Source organism: Bradyrhizobium sp. AZCC 2230, from assembly GCF_036924495.1.
GTDB classification, from domain to species: Bacteria; Pseudomonadota; Alphaproteobacteria; order Rhizobiales; family Xanthobacteraceae; genus Bradyrhizobium; species Bradyrhizobium rifense.
This window is the reverse complement of sequence record NZ_JAZHRS010000001.1, coordinates 5,564,327-5,582,266: the sequence shown is the minus strand read 5'-3', so window position 1 is coordinate 5,582,266 and position 17,940 is coordinate 5,564,327. Positions and strand designations below refer to the sequence as shown.

Genomic DNA, 17,940 nt, shown 5'->3' with positions numbered 1-17,940 from the left:
TGCATGCTGGTGGTTGAAGGTCTGACGTGCCGCTTCGGCGCAAAAGCCGCGGTGGACGACGCTTCGTTTCAAATTGCTCCCGGCGGCTTCGTCGGTGTGATCGGGCGCTCCGGCGCCGGCAAGTCGACCATGCTGCGCATGATCAATCGGCTCGCGACCCCGACGCAGGGCCGTATCCTGTTCGATGGTCTCGACGTCACCGCGCTGCGCGGCAAGGAGCTGCGGCAGTGGCGCGCTCGCTCCGCGATGATCTTCCAGCAATTCAACCTCGTCGGCCGGCTCGATGTGCTGACCAATGTGCTGATGGGCCGCCTTGCCACCATGCCGGCCTGGCGCTCGCTGACGCAGACCTGGCCGGAGCAGGACAAGGCGCTGGCGATGTCGGCGCTCGAACAGTTCGACATCGCCTCGCTGGCCGCGCAGCGCGCCGACCAGCTCTCCGGTGGCCAGCAGCAGCGCGTCGCGATCGCCCGCGCGCTGGTGCAGCAGCCCGACATCATCCTCGCCGACGAGCCGATCGCCTCGCTCGATCCGCGCAACACCAAAATCGTCATGGATGCGCTGCTGCGCATCAACAAGCATTTCGGCATCACCGTGCTCTGCAATCTGCATTCGCTCGACCTGGCGCGCAGCTATTGCGACCGCCTGATCGGCATGTCGGCAGGGCGGGTGGTGTTCGACGGCGCGCCGGCCGCGCTGACGGATCTTGTTGCACGTGAGCTCTACGATCTCGAAGCCAACGATGTCATGGGCGGAACGCCCGCGCCGGCACCCGAAGGCGTCCCGGCGCTCGGAACCGCTGCCGCCGCCTGAGCGGCGGACTGAAGTCAAGTTTTGCGTCAACCGACCCCAACCGATGAAGAGGGTATCATGATCACTCGCAGACTCATTCTTGCCGGCGCCGCCGCGCTGACCTTCGCCGGATCCGCGTCCGCCGAAGACTGGAAGACGAAATATCCCGAAATCACCTTCGCCGTGATCCCGGCCGAGAACGGCTCCGGCGTCACCGAGCGCTACGGGCCCTTCATCAACTATCTGTCGAAGGAACTCGGCATCAAGGTGACGCTGCGCGTCGCCAACGACTACGCGGCCGTCATCGAAGGTCAGCGCGCCGGCAACATCCACATCGGCTATTACGGTCCGGCCTCGTTCGCGCGCGCCCGCCTGACCGGCGTCAAGACCGACGCTTTCGTGATCGACGTCAACGCCGACGGCTCGAAGGGCTATTACTCGGTGTTCTACGTGCTGGCGAAGTCGCCGTACCAGAAGATCGAGGACCTCAGGGGCAAGAATCTCGGGCTTGTTGATCCGAATTCTACTTCCGGCAACAACATGCCCCGTTTCAAGCTGAACGCGTTGGGCATTGATCCGGACGCCTATTTCTCCAAGGTGCTCTTCACCGGCAGCCACGAGAACGCCGTACTGGCACTGGCCCAGGGCACCGTCGACGTTGCCGCCAATTGGTGGAACGCCGACGACGATTCGAACCTGACCCGCATGCTCAACAAGGGCATGGTGAAGTCGTCAGACGGCACCGTGATGAAGAAGGAAGACTTCCGCATCATCGTGAAGTCCGACCTCATCATCAATTCGCCCTACGCCTATCTCAGCGACCTGCCGGATGACATGAAGGCTGCGATCAAGAAGGCCTTCCTGGATGCGGCCCAGAAGGATCCCGAGGCGTTCAAGAAACTCTCCGACGGCAAGAACAAGCCGTGGGAGCCGATCGCCAATGACGATTACAACAAGACCATCGACCTGATTAAGTTCGTCGATGCTTTGCGCAAGAAGGCGTCCTGAACTCGTCAGGACGATGCTACTCGAGCCGGGTCGATGGACCCGGCTCTTTTTCTTGATGGACCGCCGAACACATGACGCTCGCCGCTTCGATTCTCCCCGAACAGCAGCTCGCCGTGCTGAATGCCGCCTACCGCAAGGCGATCGCGCGCAAGCGCCTGCGGCTGATGGCAGGTGCCGGGTTGTTCATCGCCGCGCTGATCGTGGCCTCGATCGGCGCCGAAGTTAATCTGCGCACCTTCTTCACGTATTTCGGCAATTTCGTCAGCTATTTCGATCGCATCCTCACGCTCGACAACGGCCACCGGGTCTGGACCGATTTTGGCGAATGGTTCTGGGGCTGGCATAAATGGCTGAAGCTGCTCGCCGAGACCTTGCTGATCAGTTATGTCGGCACGCTGATTGGAGCGGTGTTCGCCTTCGCGCTCAATTTCTTCGCGGCTGAGAACACCTCGCCCGTGCCCTGGCTACGCTTCGTGGTGCGGCGCTTGCTCGAATTTGCGCGCACTGTCCCAGGTATCGTGTTTGCGCTGATCTTCGTCATCGCCTTCGGGCTCGGCCCGATGGCGGGCGTGCTCGCAATTGCCATCCACTCCACCGGCGCGCTCGGAAAGCTGTTCTCGGAGATCGTCGAGAACGCTGATATGAAGCCGGTCGAAGGCATCCGCTCGACCGGTGCGAGCTGGCTCGCTTGCATGCGCTTTGCTATCCTGCCGCAAGTTACCGCGGGCTACGCCAGCTACGCGCTGCTGCGCTTCGAGATCAATGTGCGCGAAGCCTCGGTCATGGGCTTTGTCGGCGCCGGCGGCATCGGCCAGGAGCTCATCGTCGCGATCCGCAAATTCTACTACTCCGACGTCAGCGCGATCCTCGTCACCATCATCATCACGGTGTTCCTGATCGATATCACGACCGGCTGGGTGCGCGGCCGGCTGTTCGGCAAGGAGGCGCGGACGTGAGCAAGCCGCAAGAGGTCGACACCGCGCAGATCCGCGCCCGCTATCCCGACGTGTTCGACCGGCCTGCCTCGGCGCGGCTTGCGACGCCGGCGATGATCATCGCAGCCCTCGCGATTCTGGTCTATGGCCTCGTCGATCTGGATTTCTCGCCCTCGCGCCTCGTCGCCGGCCTCAGCCAGCTCGGCTGGATCAGCATGATGATGATCCCGCCCGATCCCGGCTCGTCGCTGCCGCTCTATCTGAAGGCTCTGGGCGAGACGCTCTCGATCGCGCTGCTCGGCACGACGATCGCCGCGTTGTTCGCGCTGCCGGTCAGCCTGCTTGCCGCACGCAATGTCGTGCCGTCGATCATCCTGCGCTTTCCCGTCCGGCGTTTCCTCGATTCGATCCGCGGCGTCGACACGCTGATCTGGGCGCTGGTGTGGATCAATGTCGTTGGGCTCGGCCCGTTCGCCGGCGTGCTCGCCATCGCGGTGTCGGATTTCGGCGCCTTCGGAAAACTGTTCTCGGAGGCGATCGAAGGCGCCGACCAGGAGCAGGTCGAGGGCATCCGGGCCTCCGGCGGCAGCGCCTTGCACGAGATCCGCTTCGGCCTGTTGCCGCAGGTGCTGCCCGTGATCGCGGGCCAGGTGCTCTATTTCATCGAATCGAACACGCGCTCGGCCACCATCATCGGCATCGTCGGCGCCGGCGGCATCGGACTTCAGCTGGCCGAGCAGATCCGCGTGCTGGAATGGCAGAAGGTGTCGTTCCTGATCCTGATGATCCTGGTCGCCGTTGCCGCGATCGATTTCATCTCGAGCAAGCTGCGGTTTGCGATCATTGGGCGAAAGGCCGTGGCCTGATCACAGGTGCCGTAGGGTGGGCAAAGCGAAGCGTGCCCACCACTTCTGTAGTGATGTCGGAAAGATCGTGGGCACGGCGCAAATGCGCCTTTGCCCACCCTACGGCTCCGGATTCGCGGAGAGTGGGGTGAGCCTTTACGGCTCCACCAAAAACTCCACCCGCTCCGCCGCGAACCGCGAGTGCTTCGTCACCAGCGGCTTGCCCTCGAGATCGAGGTCCGTCGCATCGACCACCAGGATCGGCCGCCCCAGCGGCAGATCGAGCCGCGCGGCGTCGGTGGCGTCGACGATGCCGGCGGTGATCCTTGTGGCGCCGCGGCGGTAATCGCCGATCCCGTAATGCTCGAGCATCTTCGTCATCGAGCGCGTCGCGGCAAACACCGTGCCCGCGCCGGGAAACAGGTCCGCAGACAGCCAGGTGGTGGAGACGCAGATCGGCGTGCGGTCGGCGAGGCGGATGGCCTCGATCCGCACCAGCGGCGCGCCGGTCTTCAACCCCAGTTCCCGCGCGACCTCGCGGGTCGCGACGTCTTCTGACGCCTCGATCATCCGGCCATGCGGCTCGCGGCCGTCGGCGCCGACGATCTCCGAGAAGCGCGTGCGCGAGCGCAGCGGATAAGCGAGTTTCTGCGCCTCGACATAGGTTCCGCTGCCGCGCTCGGCGCGCACGATGCCGCGCTCGGCGAGCGCCGCCAGCGCACGTCGCACGGTGTGGCGATTGACGCGATAAGTTTCGGCGATCTCCATCTCGCCCGGCAATTTGTCGCCTGCGGCAAAACGGCCGTCGGCGATGCCGCGCTCGATGCCGTCGGCAACGAGGCGCCATAGCGCAACGCCTGAGGAGGCGGTGTCCTGCATGCTCATGTCGTTGGCCAGCCTAGCCCGAAAATCACACGTTTGTCACGAAACAGTCATGGCGCTTCCTTATCAAGTTGTCTATTATCATAGACAACTTGAGTTCGGCAAGTTCTGTCAAAAGGTCGATGGATTCGGTGACCCAGCACAACACCCAGCAAGCCCAGCGCCAGGCCGCCATGGCCGTGCTGGCGCACGCGGAGGCGGGCGAGATCGCCGCCCGCCTCCGCGTGATCCCCTTGCCCGGCCATCAGGATTTGCGCGCGCCGGAGAACGGTCTGGTGATGCTGCGCGGCCGGGTCGGCGGCGACGGCGCGCCGTTCAATCTCGGCGAGGCCACGGTGTCGCGCGCCGCGGTGCGGCTTGCGAGCGGCGAGGTCGGCTTCGGCTACACGCTCGGGCGCGATGGTGAGAAGGCGCGGCTGATCGCGTTGTGCGACGCGCTGGTTCAGTCGTGCGATTTTGGCGGGCTGGTGGAGCGCGACGTTATCGGGCCGTTGCGAGAGCAGCTTATGATTCGGCGCATGCAGGCGGCGGAAGAGACCGCTGCGACGAAGGTTGATTTCTACACCATGGTGCGCGGTGAGGGGTGAGGCCATGACCACGATTGCGGAACTGCCGCCCGGTTTCGTCGACAAGGTGTTGTCGGCGCAATCGACCTTTCGCTCAGTGATGGATGCGATGGCGCGGCCGGGTGCGGTCCAACGCATCGTGCCGATGGCGGGAACGGCCGGCCCGATGATGCGCGGCACCGCCGCGATCGCGCTGACGCTGTTCGACCACGACACGCCACTCTGGCTCGATGCGGGGATGTCGGAAAGCTCCGACGTCCTGAAATGGCTCAAGTTCCACACCGGCGCGCCGGTGATCCAGGATTCCTCGATCGCGGCCTTCGCACTGATCAGTGACGGCGGTGCGCTGCCCTCGCTCGAGCGTTTTGCGCTCGGCACCAACGAATATCCGGATCGTTCGACGACGATAATCATCCAGGTCGAGAGCCTGGCCTCAGGCCGCAGCTTCGAGCTGCGCGGCCCCGGCATCGACGGTGTCGCAACGCTCCAGGCGTCGATCAAACCGTTCGACCTGTTTGAACGTCTGCGTGTCAACGAGACGCTGTTTCCGCGCGGCATCGACGTGGTTCTGGTCGCCGATGATGCCGTGGTGGCGATTCCGCGCACCACGCGTGTCATGAGCAAGGGAGGCTGACGCATGTATGTCGCAGTCAAAGGCGGCGAACGCGCTATCGAGAACGCCCATCGCCTGCTCGCCAATGCGCGGCGCGGCGACCAGAGCGTTGCGGAAGTCTCCCTCGACCAGATCTCGGAACAGCTCGGGCTCGCCGTCGACCGCGTCATGAGTGAAGGTTCGCTCTATGACCGCGAGCTTGCTGCGCTCGCGATCAAGCAGGCGCGCGGCGATCTGATCGAGGCGATCTTCCTGGTCCGCGCCTTCCGGGCCACCTTGCCGCGCTTCGGCGCCAGCGAGCCGGTCAACACCGGCGCCATGCGGGTGCAGCGGCGGGTGTCCTCGACCTTCAAGGACATTCCCGGCGGCCAGATCCTCGGACCCACCTTCGACTACACCCATCGCCTGCTCGATCCCTCGCTGAGCCAGGGTTTTGTGCCGGAAGCGCCGGCTGTGGCCGCAGCCTCGACGGCACCGACGCCGCGCGTGACGGATATCCTGGGTCGCGATGGGTTGATCGAATCCTCGCCCCAAGCCGACGACGGCGCCAGCGTCGGCGATCTCACCCGCGAGCCGCTGAACTTCCCGGCGGACCGCGATTTGCGCCTGCAAAATCTCGCCCGTGGCGACGAAGGCTTTCTGCTGGCGATGGGCTACTCCACGCAACGTGGCTACGGCCGCAACCATCCCTTCGCCGGCGAGATCCGCTTCGGCGAGGTCGAGGTCGAGTTCGCTGCCGAAGACGTCGGCTTTGCCGTGCCGCTTGGCTCGATCGAGCTGACGGAGTGCCAGATGGTCAACCAGTTCAAGGGTTCGGCGACGGAAGCGCCGTGCTTCACCCGCGGCTATGGCCTCGCCTTCGGCCAGAGCGAGCGCAAGACCATGTCGATGGCGCTCGTCGACCGGGCGCTGCGTGCCCGCGAGCTCGGTGAAGAGGTCGGAGCCCCGGCGCAAGATGAAGAATTCGTGTTGTCGCATTCGGACAACGTCCAGGCGACCGGCTTCGTCGAGCATCTGAAGCTGCCGCATTATGTCGACTTCCAGTCCGAGCTCGGCCTGCTGCGCAAGCTGCGCAAGGAATTTGCCGAAGCCTCTGCCGAAGCCAATGCGCCTGATGCCATGAAGGAGGCCGCGGAATGAACGCGCCCGCCTACAATTTCGCCTATCTCGACGAGCAGACCAAGCGGATGATCCGCCGCGCGATCCTGAAGGCGATTGCGATCCCCGGCTATCAGGTGCCGTTTGCCAGCCGCGAAATGCCGATGCCCTATGGCTGGGGCACCGGCGGCGTGCAGGTGACCGCCGCGATCCTGGGACCGCAAGATGTGCTGAAGGTGATCGACCAGGGCTCCGACGACACCACCAACGCGATCTCGATCCGCAAATTCTTCGCCAAGACTGCCGGCGTCGCCACCACGACCTCGACGGACGAGGCGACCGTGATCCAGACCCGTCACCGTATCCCGGAGACGTCGCTGCACGCTAACCAGGTGCTGGTCTATCAGGTGCCGATCCCGGAACCCCTGCGTTTCCTCGAGCCGCGCGAGACCGAGACGCGGCGCATGCACGCGCTTGCCGAATACGGCCTGATGCATGTGAAGCTCTATGAGGACATCGCCCGTTTCGGCCACATCGCGACTGCCTACGCCTATCCGGTCAAGGTGAATGCGCGTTACGTGATGGATCCGTCGCCGACGCCGAAATTCGACAATCCCAAGATGGACAATTGCCCGGCGTTGCAATTGTTCGGCGCCGGCCGCGAGAAGCGCATCTATGCGATCCCGCCCTATACGAAAGTTGTGTCGCTCGATTTCGAGGACCACCCGTTCGAGCCCTATCGCTTCAACGCGCCCTGTGCGCTGTGCGCCGCTGAAAATTCCTATCTCGACGAGATCGTCACCGACGACAAGGGCAGCCGCATGTTCGTCTGCTCGGATACAGATTATTGCGAGGGACGTCAGGCCGCCGGCCATCACGGTGCCCTGAGTGCTGCGCCGTACAAGGACAAGGCGCAGGGAGGTGCAAATGGCTGATCAGGATCTGCTTGAAACCGATCAGCCGCTGCTCGTCGCTGATACCCTCAGCAAGTCCTACGGCCGCATTGCTGCGTGCCGTGACGTATCGTTCTCGCTCTATCCCGGCGAGGTGCTGGCGATCGTCGGCGAATCCGGTTCCGGCAAGTCGACGCTGCTCCAGCTGTTGTCGGGCCAGCTCGCGGCCAGCGGCGGGCAGGTGTCTTACCGGATGCGCGACGGCGTCACCCGCGATCTCGCCGCGCTCGGCGAGGCCGAGCGGCGCCTGCTGTTCCGCACCGATTGGGGTTTTGTACACCAGGATCCGGCGCAGGGTTTGCGCATGGCGGTCTCCGCCGGCGCCAATGTCGGCGAGCGGCTGATGGCGGTGGGTTGGAATCATTACGGCCGCATCCGCGACACCGCGTCCGATTGGCTGACCCGGGTCGAGATCGACGTCGCCCGCATCGACGATGCGCCGCGCACCTATTCGGGCGGCATGCGCCAGCGCCTCCAGATCGCGCGCAACCTCGTCACCGGGCCGCGGCTGGTGTTCATGGACGAGCCGACCGGCGGCCTCGATGTTTCGGTGCAGGCCCGCCTGCTCGATCTCCTGCGCAATCTCGTCGCCGAACTGCATCTCGCCGTCGTCATCGTCACCCACGATCTCGCGGTCGCGCGCCTTCTGTCGCATCGCGTGATGGTGATGAAGGGCGGCCGCGTCATCGAGGCCGGCCTCACCGATCAGGTGCTGGACGATCCGCGTGAGCCCTACACCCAGCTCCTCGTCTCCTCGATTCTGCCGCCATAAGCCTTCTCACAAGAGCCTTCCTATGACCGCCATGATCGACATCGCCGACGCCAACAAGACCTTCACGATGCACCTGCAAGGCGGCATCGAATTGCCTGTCGTGCGCGGCGTGACCTTTCACGTGGATCCGGGCGAGTGCGTCGTGCTGTCAGGGCCGTCCGGCGCCGGTAAATCGTCGATCCTGAAGATGATTTTTGGCAATTATCGCTGCGATTCCGGCCGCATCGGCATCCGCCATCGCGGCGAGGTGATCGACCTCGCCACCGCCGAGCCGCGGCGGGTCCTCAACGTCCGCCGCGCCACCATCGGTTACGTCAGCCAGTTTTTGCGTGCGGTACCGCGGGTCGCCACCATCGACGTCGTCGCCGAGCCGCTGATCGTCAACGGCATGACGCGCGTCGATGCGCAGGCGCGCGCCGGCGAGCTGTTGCACCGCCTCAACATCCCCGAGCGGCTCTGGCAGCTTCCGCCCGCGACCTTCTCCGGCGGCGAGCAGCAGCGCGTCAACATCGCGCGCGGCTTCATCTCGGACCTGCCGATCCTGCTGCTGGATGAGCCGACCGCCTCGCTTGATGCCGCCAACCGTGCCGTCGTGGTCGCGCTGGTCGCCGAGAAGAAGCGCCAGGGCGTCGCCATGGTCGCGATTGTGCATGACGACGAAATCCGCCATTTGATTGCCGACCGCATCGTCGACGTCACCAGGTTTGCCGCCGCGGCCTGAAGGAAGAGGGACATGAACGCCAAGCCGAAGGACATCGTGATCGCCAATGCCAGGATCGTGCTGGCTGACCGGGTGATCGAACAGGGCTGGCTTGCTCTTGCGGACGGACGCATTGCCGAGATCGGCGAGGGCAGGGCGCCCGCGGGCGCGGAGGATGCCGGCGGCGATCTCATCATGCCCGGCCTGATCGAGCTCCACACCGACCATCTCGAAGCGCATTACGTGCCGCGGCCAAAAGTGTTCTGGAATCCGGTTGCCGCCGTCATCTCCTATGACGGCCAGCTCGCGACATCGGGCATCACCACCGTGTTCGACTCGCTCCGAGTCTGGCGCGAGGACGGTGCCGAGGAGGTCGATGGCCGCGCCGGCGTGCTCGCCGCCGCGATCACGACCGCACGCGATTCCGATTTGCTGCGCGCCGACCACTTCCTGCACCTGCGCTGCGAAATCCCGATGCCGAGCGTGGTCGAGGAAGCCAAGGAGCTGATCGACCGTCCCGACGTCAAGCTGATGTCGCTGATGGACCACACCCCCGGCCAGCGCCAGTTCCGCGACGAGGTCAAGCTGCGCGACTATTACCGCGGCAAGGGCGGCGGCAAGACCGATGCCGAGCTCGACGAGCTGTTCGCGAAGCGGTTCGACTACCAGAAGAAATACGCCGCGGCCAACATGCGCGAGATCGTGTCGCTGGCGCATATGTACAAGATACCGCTCGCGAGCCATGACGACACCACCGAGGAGAATGTCGCCGACGCCGTGCGTGACGGTGTCGCGGTGGCGGAATTCCCGACCACGTTGGAGGCCGCGCGCGGCCTGCATCAGGCCGGCATCGACATCCTGATGGGCGCGCCGAACGTCGTGCGCGGCGGTTCGCATTCGGGCAACATCGCAGCGGTCGATCTCGCCCGCGAAGGTCTGCTCGACATCCTGTCGTCGGACTATATCCCGTCGAGCCTGCTGATGGGCGCGCTGCAACTGCCGGAGCATGCGCCCTCGATCAGCCTGCCGGCGGCCGTTCGCACCGTGACCAAGGCGCCCGCCGATGCGGTCGGCCTCACCGACCGTGGCGAGATCGCGATCGGCAAGCGCGCCGATCTGATTCGCGTCCATGTCGCGGGCAGCGTTCCCGTGGTTCGCAGCGTCTGGCGCGAAGGGGGCCGTGTCGCATGAGCGAGACCGTCACGACGGCGACGGACGCGGCGGCGATCGGGCCCGGGCGGCTGGTGCTCGTGGTCGGCCCGAGCGGCGCCGGCAAGGACACGCTGCTGCGGCTGGCGCAGGCGGCCTGTGTCGACGACCACGACATCGTCTTCCCGCGCCGCGTCGTGACGCGCGCGTCCTCTGCCGACGAGGACAATATTGCGCTGAGCGCCGACGAGTTCGCCCGCGCGCGCGATCACGGCGATTTCGCCGTGCATTGGGATGCGCATGGGCATTCCTACGCCCTGCCGCTGGAGATCAACGACGACATCCGCGCCGGGCGCGCCGTCGTCGTCAACGTCTCGCGCACCGTGATCGCCGCGCTACGCCAGGCCTATGCCAATGTCATCGTGGTCGCGATCACCGCGCCGCCGGACGTGCTGGCGCAGCGCCTTGCCGCGCGCGCGCGCAACACCGACGGCAATATCGCGGACCGGCTCGCGCGCAGCGTCGATGACGCCTCGGCCAATGCCGATGTCACTATCCTCAATGCCGGCAGCGCGGACTATCACGGCCGCCAGCTCGTGCGCGTGATCAGGAATGAATGCTGGCGGGAATAGAGCGTTTTCGAGCGAAGTGGATTCCGGTTCGCGTGAAGAAAACGCGTCAGAATAAGAATCGAGAGCCTTGTTCCGATTTAATCGGAACAAGGCTCTAACGCCGGCGCAACCAGGAGAGTGTGGAATGACGGTGATCAAGACGGTCGAGGAACTCGAAGCCATCTACGGCGCCACCAATGATGCCTCGACCGTGAAAGTCGCCGACCACGTCACCCCGCTCTATCGCATCTTCATCGAGAAGGCGCCGTTCGCCGCACTCGCCACCATCGGACCCGAGGGCATCGACTGCTCGCCGCGCGGCGATCTCCCCGGCTTCGTCCGCATCCACGATCAGCATACTCTGATGTTGCCCGATCGTCGCGGCAACAACCGGGTCGATTCGCTGCGCAACATCGTGCGCGATCCCAGGGTGTCGCTGATGTTTTTGATCCCCGGCTCAGGCAACGCGGTTCGCGCCAATGGCCGCGCGCATCTCTCGGTCGATTCGGAGTTGCTCGCTTCGTTCAAGGTCGAGGACAAGGCGCCGCGCAGCGTCATGGTGATGAACGTGGAAGAGATCTACTTCCAGTGCGCCCGCGCCATCGTCCGCTCCGACCTCTGGAATCCCGAGAAGCGCATCGACCCCAAGACGCTGCCGACGCCCGGCCAGATCCTCGCCGAGATGAGCCAGAACACGGTTGGCGGCGATGAGTATGATCGCGTCTGGCCGGAGCGGGCCGCGGCGACGATGTGGTGAGCCGTGCTCTCTCCTGTTGGACGGTAGTGGCGAGACGGGTGAGCGGTATCTATCCGCGAGTCAGAATTCGTAGGGTGGGCAAAGGCGCACTTGCGCCGTGCCCACGATTTCTCACCAATCACACGCAAATGGTGGGCACGCTTCGCTTTGCCCACCCTACGGCATTCCCCCAAGTTTGAAAAGGGCGTGCGCCGCGGGCGCTGCGTCCCCTCCTAATTAAACGCCATCCCGCCGCTCAGCGCCACCGTCTGCCCCGTCATGTAGGCGTTGTCGACCAGCAGCATCACGGATTTCGCCACCTCGTCCGCCGTGCCGAAGCGGCCGAGCGGGATGCGGCTGATCAGTTGCGGCTGGCCGCTCATCATGTCGGTCTCGATCAGCGACGGCGCCACCGCGTTGACGGTGATGCCCTCTTTCACCAGCCGCGCCGCGTAACCTCGCGTGAGCCCTTCCATGCCGGCCTTGGAGGCATTGTAATGTGGCCCGATCGAGCCGGCGCCTCGCGCGGCACCCGAGGAGATATTGACGATGCGGCCCCACTTTCGCGCGCGCATCGACGGCAGCACCGCCTGTGTGCAGAGGAAGGCCGATTTCAGATTGACCAGCATGGTGCGGTCGAAATCGTCCTCGGTGAGATCGTCGACGCCGCGCGTGATGGCGATGCCCGCGCTGTTGACGAGAATGTCGATCGGCCCGAGCCCTTTCGTGACACGCTCGACCATGTTGTCGACGGCGTCGCGCTGTGAGACGTCGGCCGCAACCACGATGGCGCGTCCGCCTTGTTTGCCGATCTCGCTCGCCAGCTTCTCGGCCTGTCCGATCTGCTCGCGACAGTTGATGGCCACCGCCGCGCCGGCCTCAGCCAGCGCACGACAGACGGCGGCGCCGATCCCGCGCGAGCCGCCGGTGACGAGCGCCACGCGCCCTTTCTGATCGTCCGCCATATCAGGATCTCCCTATCTTTGCTTTGCGTTAGCCGGAGTTTACCATGCTGACCGTGCGGGCGTATTGAACTCATCGCGAGATGAATCCGACTGTCAGCGCTTGTGGCGGGAGAAGCGCGCAAGCGCGGCCGCTGCCAAATATGGATAGCCATTTCATTGACCAAACGCGCCAATCACTCGATATTCGAAGCGAAACTGCTCCTTGGGTCGAAGCCGCAATATGAGAATCGGTCACCAGCGCAATCACAACGGCATGCACGCGTGCATGACGCGGCGCTGTTTCTCCGCGGCCACCGGCGCCTGTTGTTGTTGCTGACCGCCTCTTAGCAACGCCTCACACCGCAAATCCCAAGACAGGAACGCCGAGATTTCGGCGAACGAGCAGTGATGTCCCAGCCACAGTCCAACGCCTACATCATCGAAATCCACGATCGCGCCGCCGGCATCATCACAAGAGAAGAGCGCGGCTTCCGTTTCTTCTCGTCCGAGCGCCTGTTCGACAGTCTCGAAGGCCGCCAATTTCGCTCGGCACGCGAGGCCGAGCGTGCCGCCCGCGCCGTGTTTTCCGAGCGGGGCCGGCGCGCAAGTTCCTCGCTCTTTGCCAACTGATCGCTGGGTCTCAGCCCTTCAGCGCCGCCAGCAATTCATCCGGGCGCTCGGCCATGATCATGTGGCCCGCGCCCGGCACCACGACGGTCCTCGCATGCGGGATCGCGGCTGCAAGCGCCTTGCCGGCCTTCGCCGGCGTCATCATGTCCCGCTCGCCGAGGATGAGGGTCGCAGGTACCTTGACGGTCGCGGCCGCTTGAAGCGCATTCGCGTAGGCATTGCAGGCCGACAAATCCTTGAACAGCACGCCGGGCTCGCAAGACTTCAGCACCGCCTGTGCACCGCCATGCATCCACAGGCCCGGCGCGAGGCTACCGCCGAGTTCGGCGTTGAAGCCAAGGCCCCAGATTGAGACCATGTCGTTGGCATCCTGTGAGTTGGCTTCAGCAGCCGTCAGCAGATCGGGGCCGACCGTCATGGTCGCGGCCGTGCCGATCAGGCTCAGTGCGGAGACCTTGGCGGGGTGACGCGCGGCGGTTTCCAGCGAGATCAGCGATCCCATGGAATGGCCGATCAGATGCGCTTTCGTAGCCCCGGCCGCATCGAGCAGTGCCGCGGTCCAGTCCGCCATCTCGGCGATGCTTCCGAGCGACGGTCCGGCCGAGCGGCCGTGGCCGGGCAGGTCGGGCGCCAGCACGCCAAAACCGTGATGGGCGAACCAGCGCGTATGCAGCGCCCAGGTCGAATGGTCGAAGCCGGCGCCGTGGACGAAGACGACCGTGGGCAGGGACTTGTCGAATTCGCGGCCGCCGGTTGCGACAAACACCTCGGCGCCGTTAACGGAGAGCTTCATCGTGTCAAACCTTCTGCGAGATGCGCAGCGCCTGCGCGAGGTCGTCGATAATGTCGGAGACGGTCTCGATGCCGACCGACAGCCGCACCAGCTCCTCGCCGATGCCGGCAGCCTTGAGCTGCTCGGCGTCCATCTGCTGGTGCGTGGTGGAAGCCGGGTGGATCACCAGCGTCTTGGCGTCGCCGACATTGGCGAGATGGCTGATCATGCGCAGCGACTCGATGAACTTGCGCCCTGCAGGCCGGCCGCCCTTGATGCCGAAGGAGATGATCGAACCCGCGCCGCGCGGCAGTAGTTGCTTTGCGAGCTGGTAGTCCGTGTGGTCTTCCAGCGAGGGATGCAGCACCCAGTCGACGGCCTTGTTGGACTTGAGCGCCTCGAGCACGAGGTGTGTGTTCTGCATATGCCGATCCATGCGGACGCCGAGCGTCTCGACGCCTTGTAGCAGCTGGAACGCGTTGGTCGGCGACAGGCAGGCGCCGAAATCGCGCAGGCCTTCGGTGCGCGCACGCATGATGAAGGCGGCGGTACCGAACTGCTCGTCGAAGACGATGCCGTGATAGCCGCCATACGGTTCGGTCAGCACGCCGAACTTGCCGGAGTCGCGCCAGTCGAAGCGGCCGCCATCGACGATGGCGCCGCCGATCGCGATGCCGTGTCCGCCGATCCATTTGGTCGCCGAATGCATCACGATGTCGGCGCCGAGCTCGATCGGACGGCTGAGATAGGGCGTGGCAAAGGTGTTGTCGATCAGCAGCGGAATTTTTGCCTCATGCGCGATCGCCGCGACCTTCGGAATGTCCAGCACCTCCAGTCCGGGATTGCCGATGGTCTCGCCGATCCCGAGCCTGGTGTTCGGCTTGATCGCTTTCCGGAACGCGTCGTGATCGCGCGGCTTCACGAAGGTCGTGGTGATGCCGAAGCGCGGCAGCGTATGCGCCAGCAGATTGATGGTGCCGCCATAGAGCGAGCTCGACGCCACGATGTGGTCGCCGGCATTCAGCAGCGTGGCAATGGCGAGATGCAGCGCGGCCATGCCGCTCGCGGTGCAGATCGCGCCGACGCCGCCTTCCAGCGCCGCGAGCCGCTCTTCAAGCACGCCGGTGGTGGGGTTGGAGATGCGCGTATAGATGTGGCCGGCGCGCTCCAGATTGAACAGCGCTGCCGCGTGGTCGGAATCCTGGAACACGTAGGACGTGGTCTGGTAGATCGGCACCGCGCGGGCGCCGGTCGCGGGATCCGGATGCTGGCCCGCATGCAGGCTCAGGGTCTCGAAGGCAGGCGGTTTTGGCGCGGGCATGCGTGGCCTCGTTGGTCGGTCGGCGATGGCGGCCCTTGTGCCACAAAAACGCGCGCCACGTCAGCCCATTGACAGCCATGCGCGGGCACGCGCGGCGCTAGGCACTCGCGCGGATGGCCTGCTCGATCGCGCGGGTCTCGCGCAAAAGAATCTCCGCGACCTCCTGCTCGCGGCGTGGGCCGAGCCTCGTCCGAACGGCGGAGACGGTCATCGCCGCTGCAGGCCGGCCGTCCGGAGTTTTGATCCAGGTTGAGATCGATTTCGTGCCCTGGACGAGACCGATCTCCCGCATGCCATATCCGCGCCGCCGCGCCGCGGTGACCTGGCCGAGCACTGTCGCGGCGTCGGTGCGGTAGGCCTCGAACCGCTTCTCATTCGCTGTGACGATTTTTCGCGCGTCCGGCGCCGGCAATGCAGCGAGGATGGCGACGCCGGCGCTGGAGACGCCGAGCGGGCGGCGCGCGCCGACCTCGATCGACAGCACCTGGATCGGATAGGCGCCGATCCTGCGATCGACGCACAGCGTGTCGTTGCCGGTCCGCACCGTCAGGAACAGCGTGTCGCCGATCTCGGCGGAGGCGCGTCGCAGCGACGGGCCTGCGGCAACCAGCAGCGGCGAGGGCCGGGGGCGCGCGAGCGCCAGCTCCGGCACCTGGTTGCCGATCGCGTAGCGGCCGGTCCTGCCGTGCCGCTCGACGATGCCTTCTTCGATCAGCACGTGAACGATGCGGTGCACGGTCGGACGCGTGAGGCCGGTCGCCTGCACGACCTCGGCCAATGGCACACCGTCTTCGCGACCTGCGGCAAGAATACGCAGTACGGCAAGCGCGCGGCGGATCGCCTGCGCGCCTTGTCGCGGTTCTGTCGCACTTGAGGAAGTTCTTCTGTCCATAATATGGACAAGAACGCCACAATTCACTCGACAGGTAAAGCCCGCATCTGGAGATTGCGCTCCGATCGGGATGCCCTGCGCGACGTCAGGGCAATCGACTTGGAATTGGAAGCGCCGTCGGGAGGTTAACATGAGATTAGTCGGGATCGCCATCGCTGCTGTCGCCGCGATGCTGGCGGGGCCCGCGTCGGCCCAGCAATGGCCGGCGCGAAGCGTCAAGCTGCTGGTGCCTTATCCGGCTGGCGGCAATGTCGACAGCGCCGCGCGCATCATCGCCGACAAGCTCCAGGAAAAGCTCGGCCAGCCCTTCATCATCGAGAACAAGGCCGGCGCCGGCGGCATGATCGCGGGCGAAGCCTTCGCGAAATCGGCGCCCGACGGCTACACGCTGTTCGTCGGCGCCAACGGCCCGGTGCTGTTCGCGACCGAGATCAACAAGCGTGACGCCTATAACTGGAAGAAGGACTTCCTGCCGATCTCGACCATCTCGATGACGCCGCTGGTGCTCGAGGTCCATCCGTCGGTGCAGGCGACGACCTTCAAGGAATTCATCGATCTTGCCAAGCGCGAGCCCGGCAAGCTGACCATGGCCTCGCCCGGTCCCGGCACCACCAACCATCTGCTCAGCGAGCTGATGCAGTCGAACCTCGATCTGCAATGGGTCACCGCGCATTACCGCGGCAACGCACCGGCGATCAACGACCTGCTCGGCGGTCAGGTGCAGTTCGCCTTCGACCAGCTCACAGTCAGCCTCCAGCACATCAAGGCCGGCCTGTTCCGCGCGCTTGCGGTCACCAGCCCGCATCGGTTGAAGTCGCTGCCTGATGTGCCGACCTTCGCCGAGCTCGGCTACAAGGATTTTGACGGTCAGACGTTTACGGGCCTGTTCGCACCCGCTGGCACGCCTGCGCCCATCGTCGATAAGCTGCACGAAACGCTGGCTGCGACCCTGAAAGACCCGGGCGTGATCGACAAGTTCGACAAGCTCGGCGGCGAAGCCGTCGCGATGACGCCCGACGAGTTCAAGGCCTATCTCGAGCGCGAGGGCGCCAAATGGATCCCGATCGTGCGCAAGGCCAACATCAAGGCTGATTGAACGATGCGGATCGACCCCACCGAGCTCGGCGCGGAGCGCATCTACCGGCTGATGACCGGCATCGTGGTGCCGCGCCCGATCGCGTGGGTGACGAGCCTGTCGCGCAGCGGCGTGCTCAACCTCGCGCCGTTCAGCGCCTTCACCTTCGTGTCGCAGAAGCCGCCGATGCTGGCCATCAGCGTCGGCCGCAAGGGCGCTGACTACAAGGACACTGCGCACAACATCCTCGACACCGAGGAATATGTCATCCACGTCGCTGATACGCCGCTGATGTCTGCGGTGCACGACAGCTCGGTGGAGCATCCGCCAGAGATCAGCGAAGTCGAGCAGCTCGGGCTGGAGACGTTGCCTTGCGAGCGCATCAAGGTGCGCAGGCTCGCCGCTGCGCCGGTTGCGATGGAATGCGTGTTCCGGCAGTGCCTCGAATTCGGCGAGGCGCGCAGCCGGCTGATCGTCGGCGAGGTCGTGATGTTCCACATCCGCGACGGCCTCGTGAATGACGGCAAGGTCGAGACCAAGGCGCTCGATCCGATCGCCCGCATCGGCGGTCCGCGTTACGCCACTCTCGGCGAGATCGTGACGCTGAACACCGTGTTCCAGACTCCCAAATCGAAGGATTGAGCGT

21 protein-coding genes are annotated in these 17,940 nt (G+C 65.0%); 16 read left to right on the top strand and 5 right to left on the bottom strand.

From position 1 onward, the window contains the following. Positions 1-3: 3 nt before the first annotated feature. The 4 genes from phnC to phnE (V1280_RS26740) all read left to right on the top strand — a co-directional run bounded on the left by phnC (position 4) and on the right by phnE (V1280_RS26740) (position 3,601). A complete protein-coding gene (gene phnC, locus V1280_RS26755) occupies positions 4-813 on the top strand; it encodes a phosphonate ABC transporter ATP-binding protein (protein WP_148775873.1) in 810 nt (269 codons plus the stop codon). A gap of 57 nt (positions 814-870) precedes the next feature. Then, positions 871-1,800 carry a phosphonate ABC transporter substrate-binding protein gene (gene phnD, locus V1280_RS26750; protein WP_334531106.1) on the top strand — a complete coding sequence of 310 codons (930 nt, stop codon included), beginning with the start codon at positions 871-873 and terminating at the stop codon, positions 1,798-1,800. 71 nt (positions 1,801-1,871) lie between these two features. Continuing rightward, positions 1,872-2,756 carry a phosphonate ABC transporter, permease protein PhnE gene (gene phnE, locus V1280_RS26745; protein WP_334531103.1) on the top strand — a complete coding sequence of 295 codons (885 nt, stop codon included), beginning with the start codon at positions 1,872-1,874 and terminating at the stop codon, positions 2,754-2,756. Continuing rightward, entirely contained in the window at positions 2,753-3,601 is an 849-nt protein-coding gene (gene phnE / locus V1280_RS26740; RefSeq protein ID WP_334531100.1) for a phosphonate ABC transporter, permease protein PhnE, read from the top strand. Before phnE (V1280_RS26745) ends, phnE (V1280_RS26740) begins: the two co-directional genes overlap by 4 nt. Positions 3,602-3,736: 135 nt before the next feature. Here the strand turns inward: phnE (V1280_RS26740) and phnF are convergent, their stop codons facing one another. Further along, entirely contained in the window at positions 3,737-4,465 is a 729-nt protein-coding gene (gene phnF, locus V1280_RS26735) for a phosphonate metabolism transcriptional regulator PhnF (protein WP_334531097.1), read from the bottom strand. 119 nt (positions 4,466-4,584) lie between these two features. On the opposite strand from phnF, the gene phnG reads away from it, so the two are divergent. From phnG to V1280_RS26690, 9 genes are all read left to right on the top strand, one after another. Continuing rightward, complete coding sequence (phnG, locus tag V1280_RS26730) at positions 4,585-5,049, top strand: phosphonate C-P lyase system protein PhnG (protein ID WP_334531094.1); 465 nt, start codon at positions 4,585-4,587, stop codon at positions 5,047-5,049. A gap of 4 nt (positions 5,050-5,053) precedes the next feature. Further along, positions 5,054-5,662: a phosphonate C-P lyase system protein PhnH gene (phnH, locus tag V1280_RS26725; RefSeq protein ID WP_334531091.1), complete on the top strand. Its 609-nt coding sequence runs from the start codon at positions 5,054-5,056 to the stop codon at positions 5,660-5,662. Positions 5,663-5,665: 3 nt separating this feature from the next. Continuing rightward, entirely contained in the window at positions 5,666-6,781 is a 1,116-nt protein-coding gene (locus V1280_RS26720; protein WP_334531088.1) for a carbon-phosphorus lyase complex subunit PhnI, read from the top strand. Continuing rightward, a complete protein-coding gene (locus tag V1280_RS26715; protein ID WP_334531085.1) occupies positions 6,778-7,674 on the top strand; it encodes an alpha-D-ribose 1-methylphosphonate 5-phosphate C-P-lyase PhnJ in 897 nt (298 codons plus the stop codon). Before V1280_RS26720 ends, V1280_RS26715 begins: the two co-directional genes overlap by 4 nt. Continuing rightward, positions 7,667-8,464, top strand: a complete 798-nt coding sequence (gene phnK, locus V1280_RS26710) for a phosphonate C-P lyase system protein PhnK (protein WP_334531082.1) — start codon at positions 7,667-7,669, stop codon at positions 8,462-8,464. Before V1280_RS26715 ends, phnK begins: the two co-directional genes overlap by 8 nt. 22 nt (positions 8,465-8,486) lie before the next feature. After that, positions 8,487-9,185 carry a phosphonate C-P lyase system protein PhnL gene (gene phnL, locus V1280_RS26705; protein ID WP_334531080.1) on the top strand — a complete coding sequence of 233 codons (699 nt, stop codon included), beginning with the start codon at positions 8,487-8,489 and terminating at the stop codon, positions 9,183-9,185. Positions 9,186-9,197: 12 nt separating this feature from the next. Beyond that, positions 9,198-10,355, top strand: coding sequence for an alpha-D-ribose 1-methylphosphonate 5-triphosphate diphosphatase (locus tag V1280_RS26700; protein ID WP_148774613.1), 1,158 nt, complete (start codon positions 9,198-9,200; stop codon positions 10,353-10,355). Further along, complete coding sequence (phnN, locus tag V1280_RS26695; protein ID WP_334531075.1) at positions 10,352-10,945, top strand: phosphonate metabolism protein/1,5-bisphosphokinase (PRPP-forming) PhnN; 594 nt, start codon at positions 10,352-10,354, stop codon at positions 10,943-10,945. Before V1280_RS26700 ends, phnN begins: the two co-directional genes overlap by 4 nt. Positions 10,946-11,069: 124 nt before the next feature. Next, positions 11,070-11,681 carry a pyridoxamine 5'-phosphate oxidase family protein gene (locus tag V1280_RS26690; protein WP_334531072.1) on the top strand — a complete coding sequence of 204 codons (612 nt, stop codon included), beginning with the start codon at positions 11,070-11,072 and terminating at the stop codon, positions 11,679-11,681. Between the two features lie 212 nt (positions 11,682-11,893). Here the strand turns inward: V1280_RS26690 and V1280_RS26685 are convergent, their stop codons facing one another. Next, positions 11,894-12,625, bottom strand: a complete 732-nt coding sequence (locus V1280_RS26685) for an SDR family NAD(P)-dependent oxidoreductase (protein ID WP_334531069.1) — start codon at positions 12,623-12,625, stop codon at positions 11,894-11,896. Between the two features lie 387 nt (positions 12,626-13,012). Between V1280_RS26685 and V1280_RS26680 the strand changes: the two genes are divergently transcribed. Beyond that, complete coding sequence (locus tag V1280_RS26680; protein WP_334531066.1) at positions 13,013-13,234, top strand: hypothetical protein; 222 nt, start codon at positions 13,013-13,015, stop codon at positions 13,232-13,234. Between the two features lie 10 nt (positions 13,235-13,244). On the opposite strand, the gene V1280_RS26675 is transcribed toward V1280_RS26680, so the two are convergent. The 3 genes from V1280_RS26675 to V1280_RS26665 form a co-directional block, all read right to left on the bottom strand. Beyond that, complete coding sequence (locus tag V1280_RS26675) at positions 13,245-14,027, bottom strand: alpha/beta fold hydrolase (RefSeq protein WP_334531063.1); 783 nt, start codon at positions 14,025-14,027, stop codon at positions 13,245-13,247. 4 nt (positions 14,028-14,031) lie between these two features. Then, positions 14,032-15,327, bottom strand: coding sequence for an O-acetylhomoserine aminocarboxypropyltransferase (locus V1280_RS26670; RefSeq protein ID WP_334531060.1), 1,296 nt, complete (start codon positions 15,325-15,327; stop codon positions 14,032-14,034). 97 nt (positions 15,328-15,424) lie between these two features. Continuing rightward, positions 15,425-16,219: an IclR family transcriptional regulator gene (locus V1280_RS26665; protein WP_334531057.1), complete on the bottom strand. Its 795-nt coding sequence runs from the start codon at positions 16,217-16,219 to the stop codon at positions 15,425-15,427. Positions 16,220-16,349: 130 nt separating this feature from the next. Here V1280_RS26665 and V1280_RS26660 point away from each other — a divergent pair, with 130 nt between their 5' ends. Together V1280_RS26660 and V1280_RS26655 are read left to right on the top strand one after the other, a co-directional pair. Then, positions 16,350-17,315: a Bug family tripartite tricarboxylate transporter substrate binding protein gene (locus V1280_RS26660; protein WP_334531054.1), complete on the top strand. Its 966-nt coding sequence runs from the start codon at positions 16,350-16,352 to the stop codon at positions 17,313-17,315. Between the two features lie 3 nt (positions 17,316-17,318). Next, positions 17,319-17,936 carry a flavin reductase family protein gene (locus tag V1280_RS26655; RefSeq protein ID WP_334531051.1) on the top strand — a complete coding sequence of 206 codons (618 nt, stop codon included), beginning with the start codon at positions 17,319-17,321 and terminating at the stop codon, positions 17,934-17,936. Positions 17,937-17,940: the final 4 nt, after the last annotated feature.

Bases quoted from the DNA above. Each gene is read 5' to 3' on its own strand.
- phnC (WP_148775873.1), top strand. From the start codon at position 4: ATGCTGGTGGTTGAAGGTCTGACGTGCCGCTTCGGCGCAAAAGCCGCG.
- phnD (WP_334531106.1), top strand. From the start codon at position 871: ATGATCACTCGCAGACTCATTCTTGCCGGCGCCGCCGCGCTGACCTTC.
- phnE (WP_334531103.1), top strand. From the start codon at position 1,872: ATGACGCTCGCCGCTTCGATTCTCCCCGAACAGCAGCTCGCCGTGCTG.
- phnF (WP_334531097.1), bottom strand. From the start codon at position 4,465: ATGAGCATGCAGGACACCGCCTCCTCAGGCGTTGCGCTATGGCGCCTC.
- phnG (WP_334531094.1), top strand. From the start codon at position 4,585: ATGGATTCGGTGACCCAGCACAACACCCAGCAAGCCCAGCGCCAGGCC.
- phnH (WP_334531091.1), top strand. From the start codon at position 5,054: ATGACCACGATTGCGGAACTGCCGCCCGGTTTCGTCGACAAGGTGTTG.
- V1280_RS26720 (WP_334531088.1), top strand. From the start codon at position 5,666: ATGTATGTCGCAGTCAAAGGCGGCGAACGCGCTATCGAGAACGCCCAT.
- V1280_RS26715 (WP_334531085.1), top strand. From the start codon at position 6,778: ATGAACGCGCCCGCCTACAATTTCGCCTATCTCGACGAGCAGACCAAG.
- phnK (WP_334531082.1), top strand. From the start codon at position 7,667: ATGGCTGATCAGGATCTGCTTGAAACCGATCAGCCGCTGCTCGTCGCT.
- phnL (WP_334531080.1), top strand. From the start codon at position 8,487: ATGACCGCCATGATCGACATCGCCGACGCCAACAAGACCTTCACGATG.
- V1280_RS26700 (WP_148774613.1), top strand. From the start codon at position 9,198: ATGAACGCCAAGCCGAAGGACATCGTGATCGCCAATGCCAGGATCGTG.
- phnN (WP_334531075.1), top strand. From the start codon at position 10,352: ATGAGCGAGACCGTCACGACGGCGACGGACGCGGCGGCGATCGGGCCC.
- V1280_RS26690 (WP_334531072.1), top strand. From the start codon at position 11,070: ATGACGGTGATCAAGACGGTCGAGGAACTCGAAGCCATCTACGGCGCC.
- V1280_RS26685 (WP_334531069.1), bottom strand. From the start codon at position 12,625: ATGGCGGACGATCAGAAAGGGCGCGTGGCGCTCGTCACCGGCGGCTCG.
- V1280_RS26680 (WP_334531066.1), top strand. From the start codon at position 13,013: ATGTCCCAGCCACAGTCCAACGCCTACATCATCGAAATCCACGATCGC.
- V1280_RS26675 (WP_334531063.1), bottom strand. From the start codon at position 14,027: ATGAAGCTCTCCGTTAACGGCGCCGAGGTGTTTGTCGCAACCGGCGGC.
- V1280_RS26670 (WP_334531060.1), bottom strand. From the start codon at position 15,327: ATGCCCGCGCCAAAACCGCCTGCCTTCGAGACCCTGAGCCTGCATGCG.
- V1280_RS26665 (WP_334531057.1), bottom strand. From the start codon at position 16,219: ATGGACAGAAGAACTTCCTCAAGTGCGACAGAACCGCGACAAGGCGCG.
- V1280_RS26660 (WP_334531054.1), top strand. From the start codon at position 16,350: ATGAGATTAGTCGGGATCGCCATCGCTGCTGTCGCCGCGATGCTGGCG.
- V1280_RS26655 (WP_334531051.1), top strand. From the start codon at position 17,319: ATGCGGATCGACCCCACCGAGCTCGGCGCGGAGCGCATCTACCGGCTG.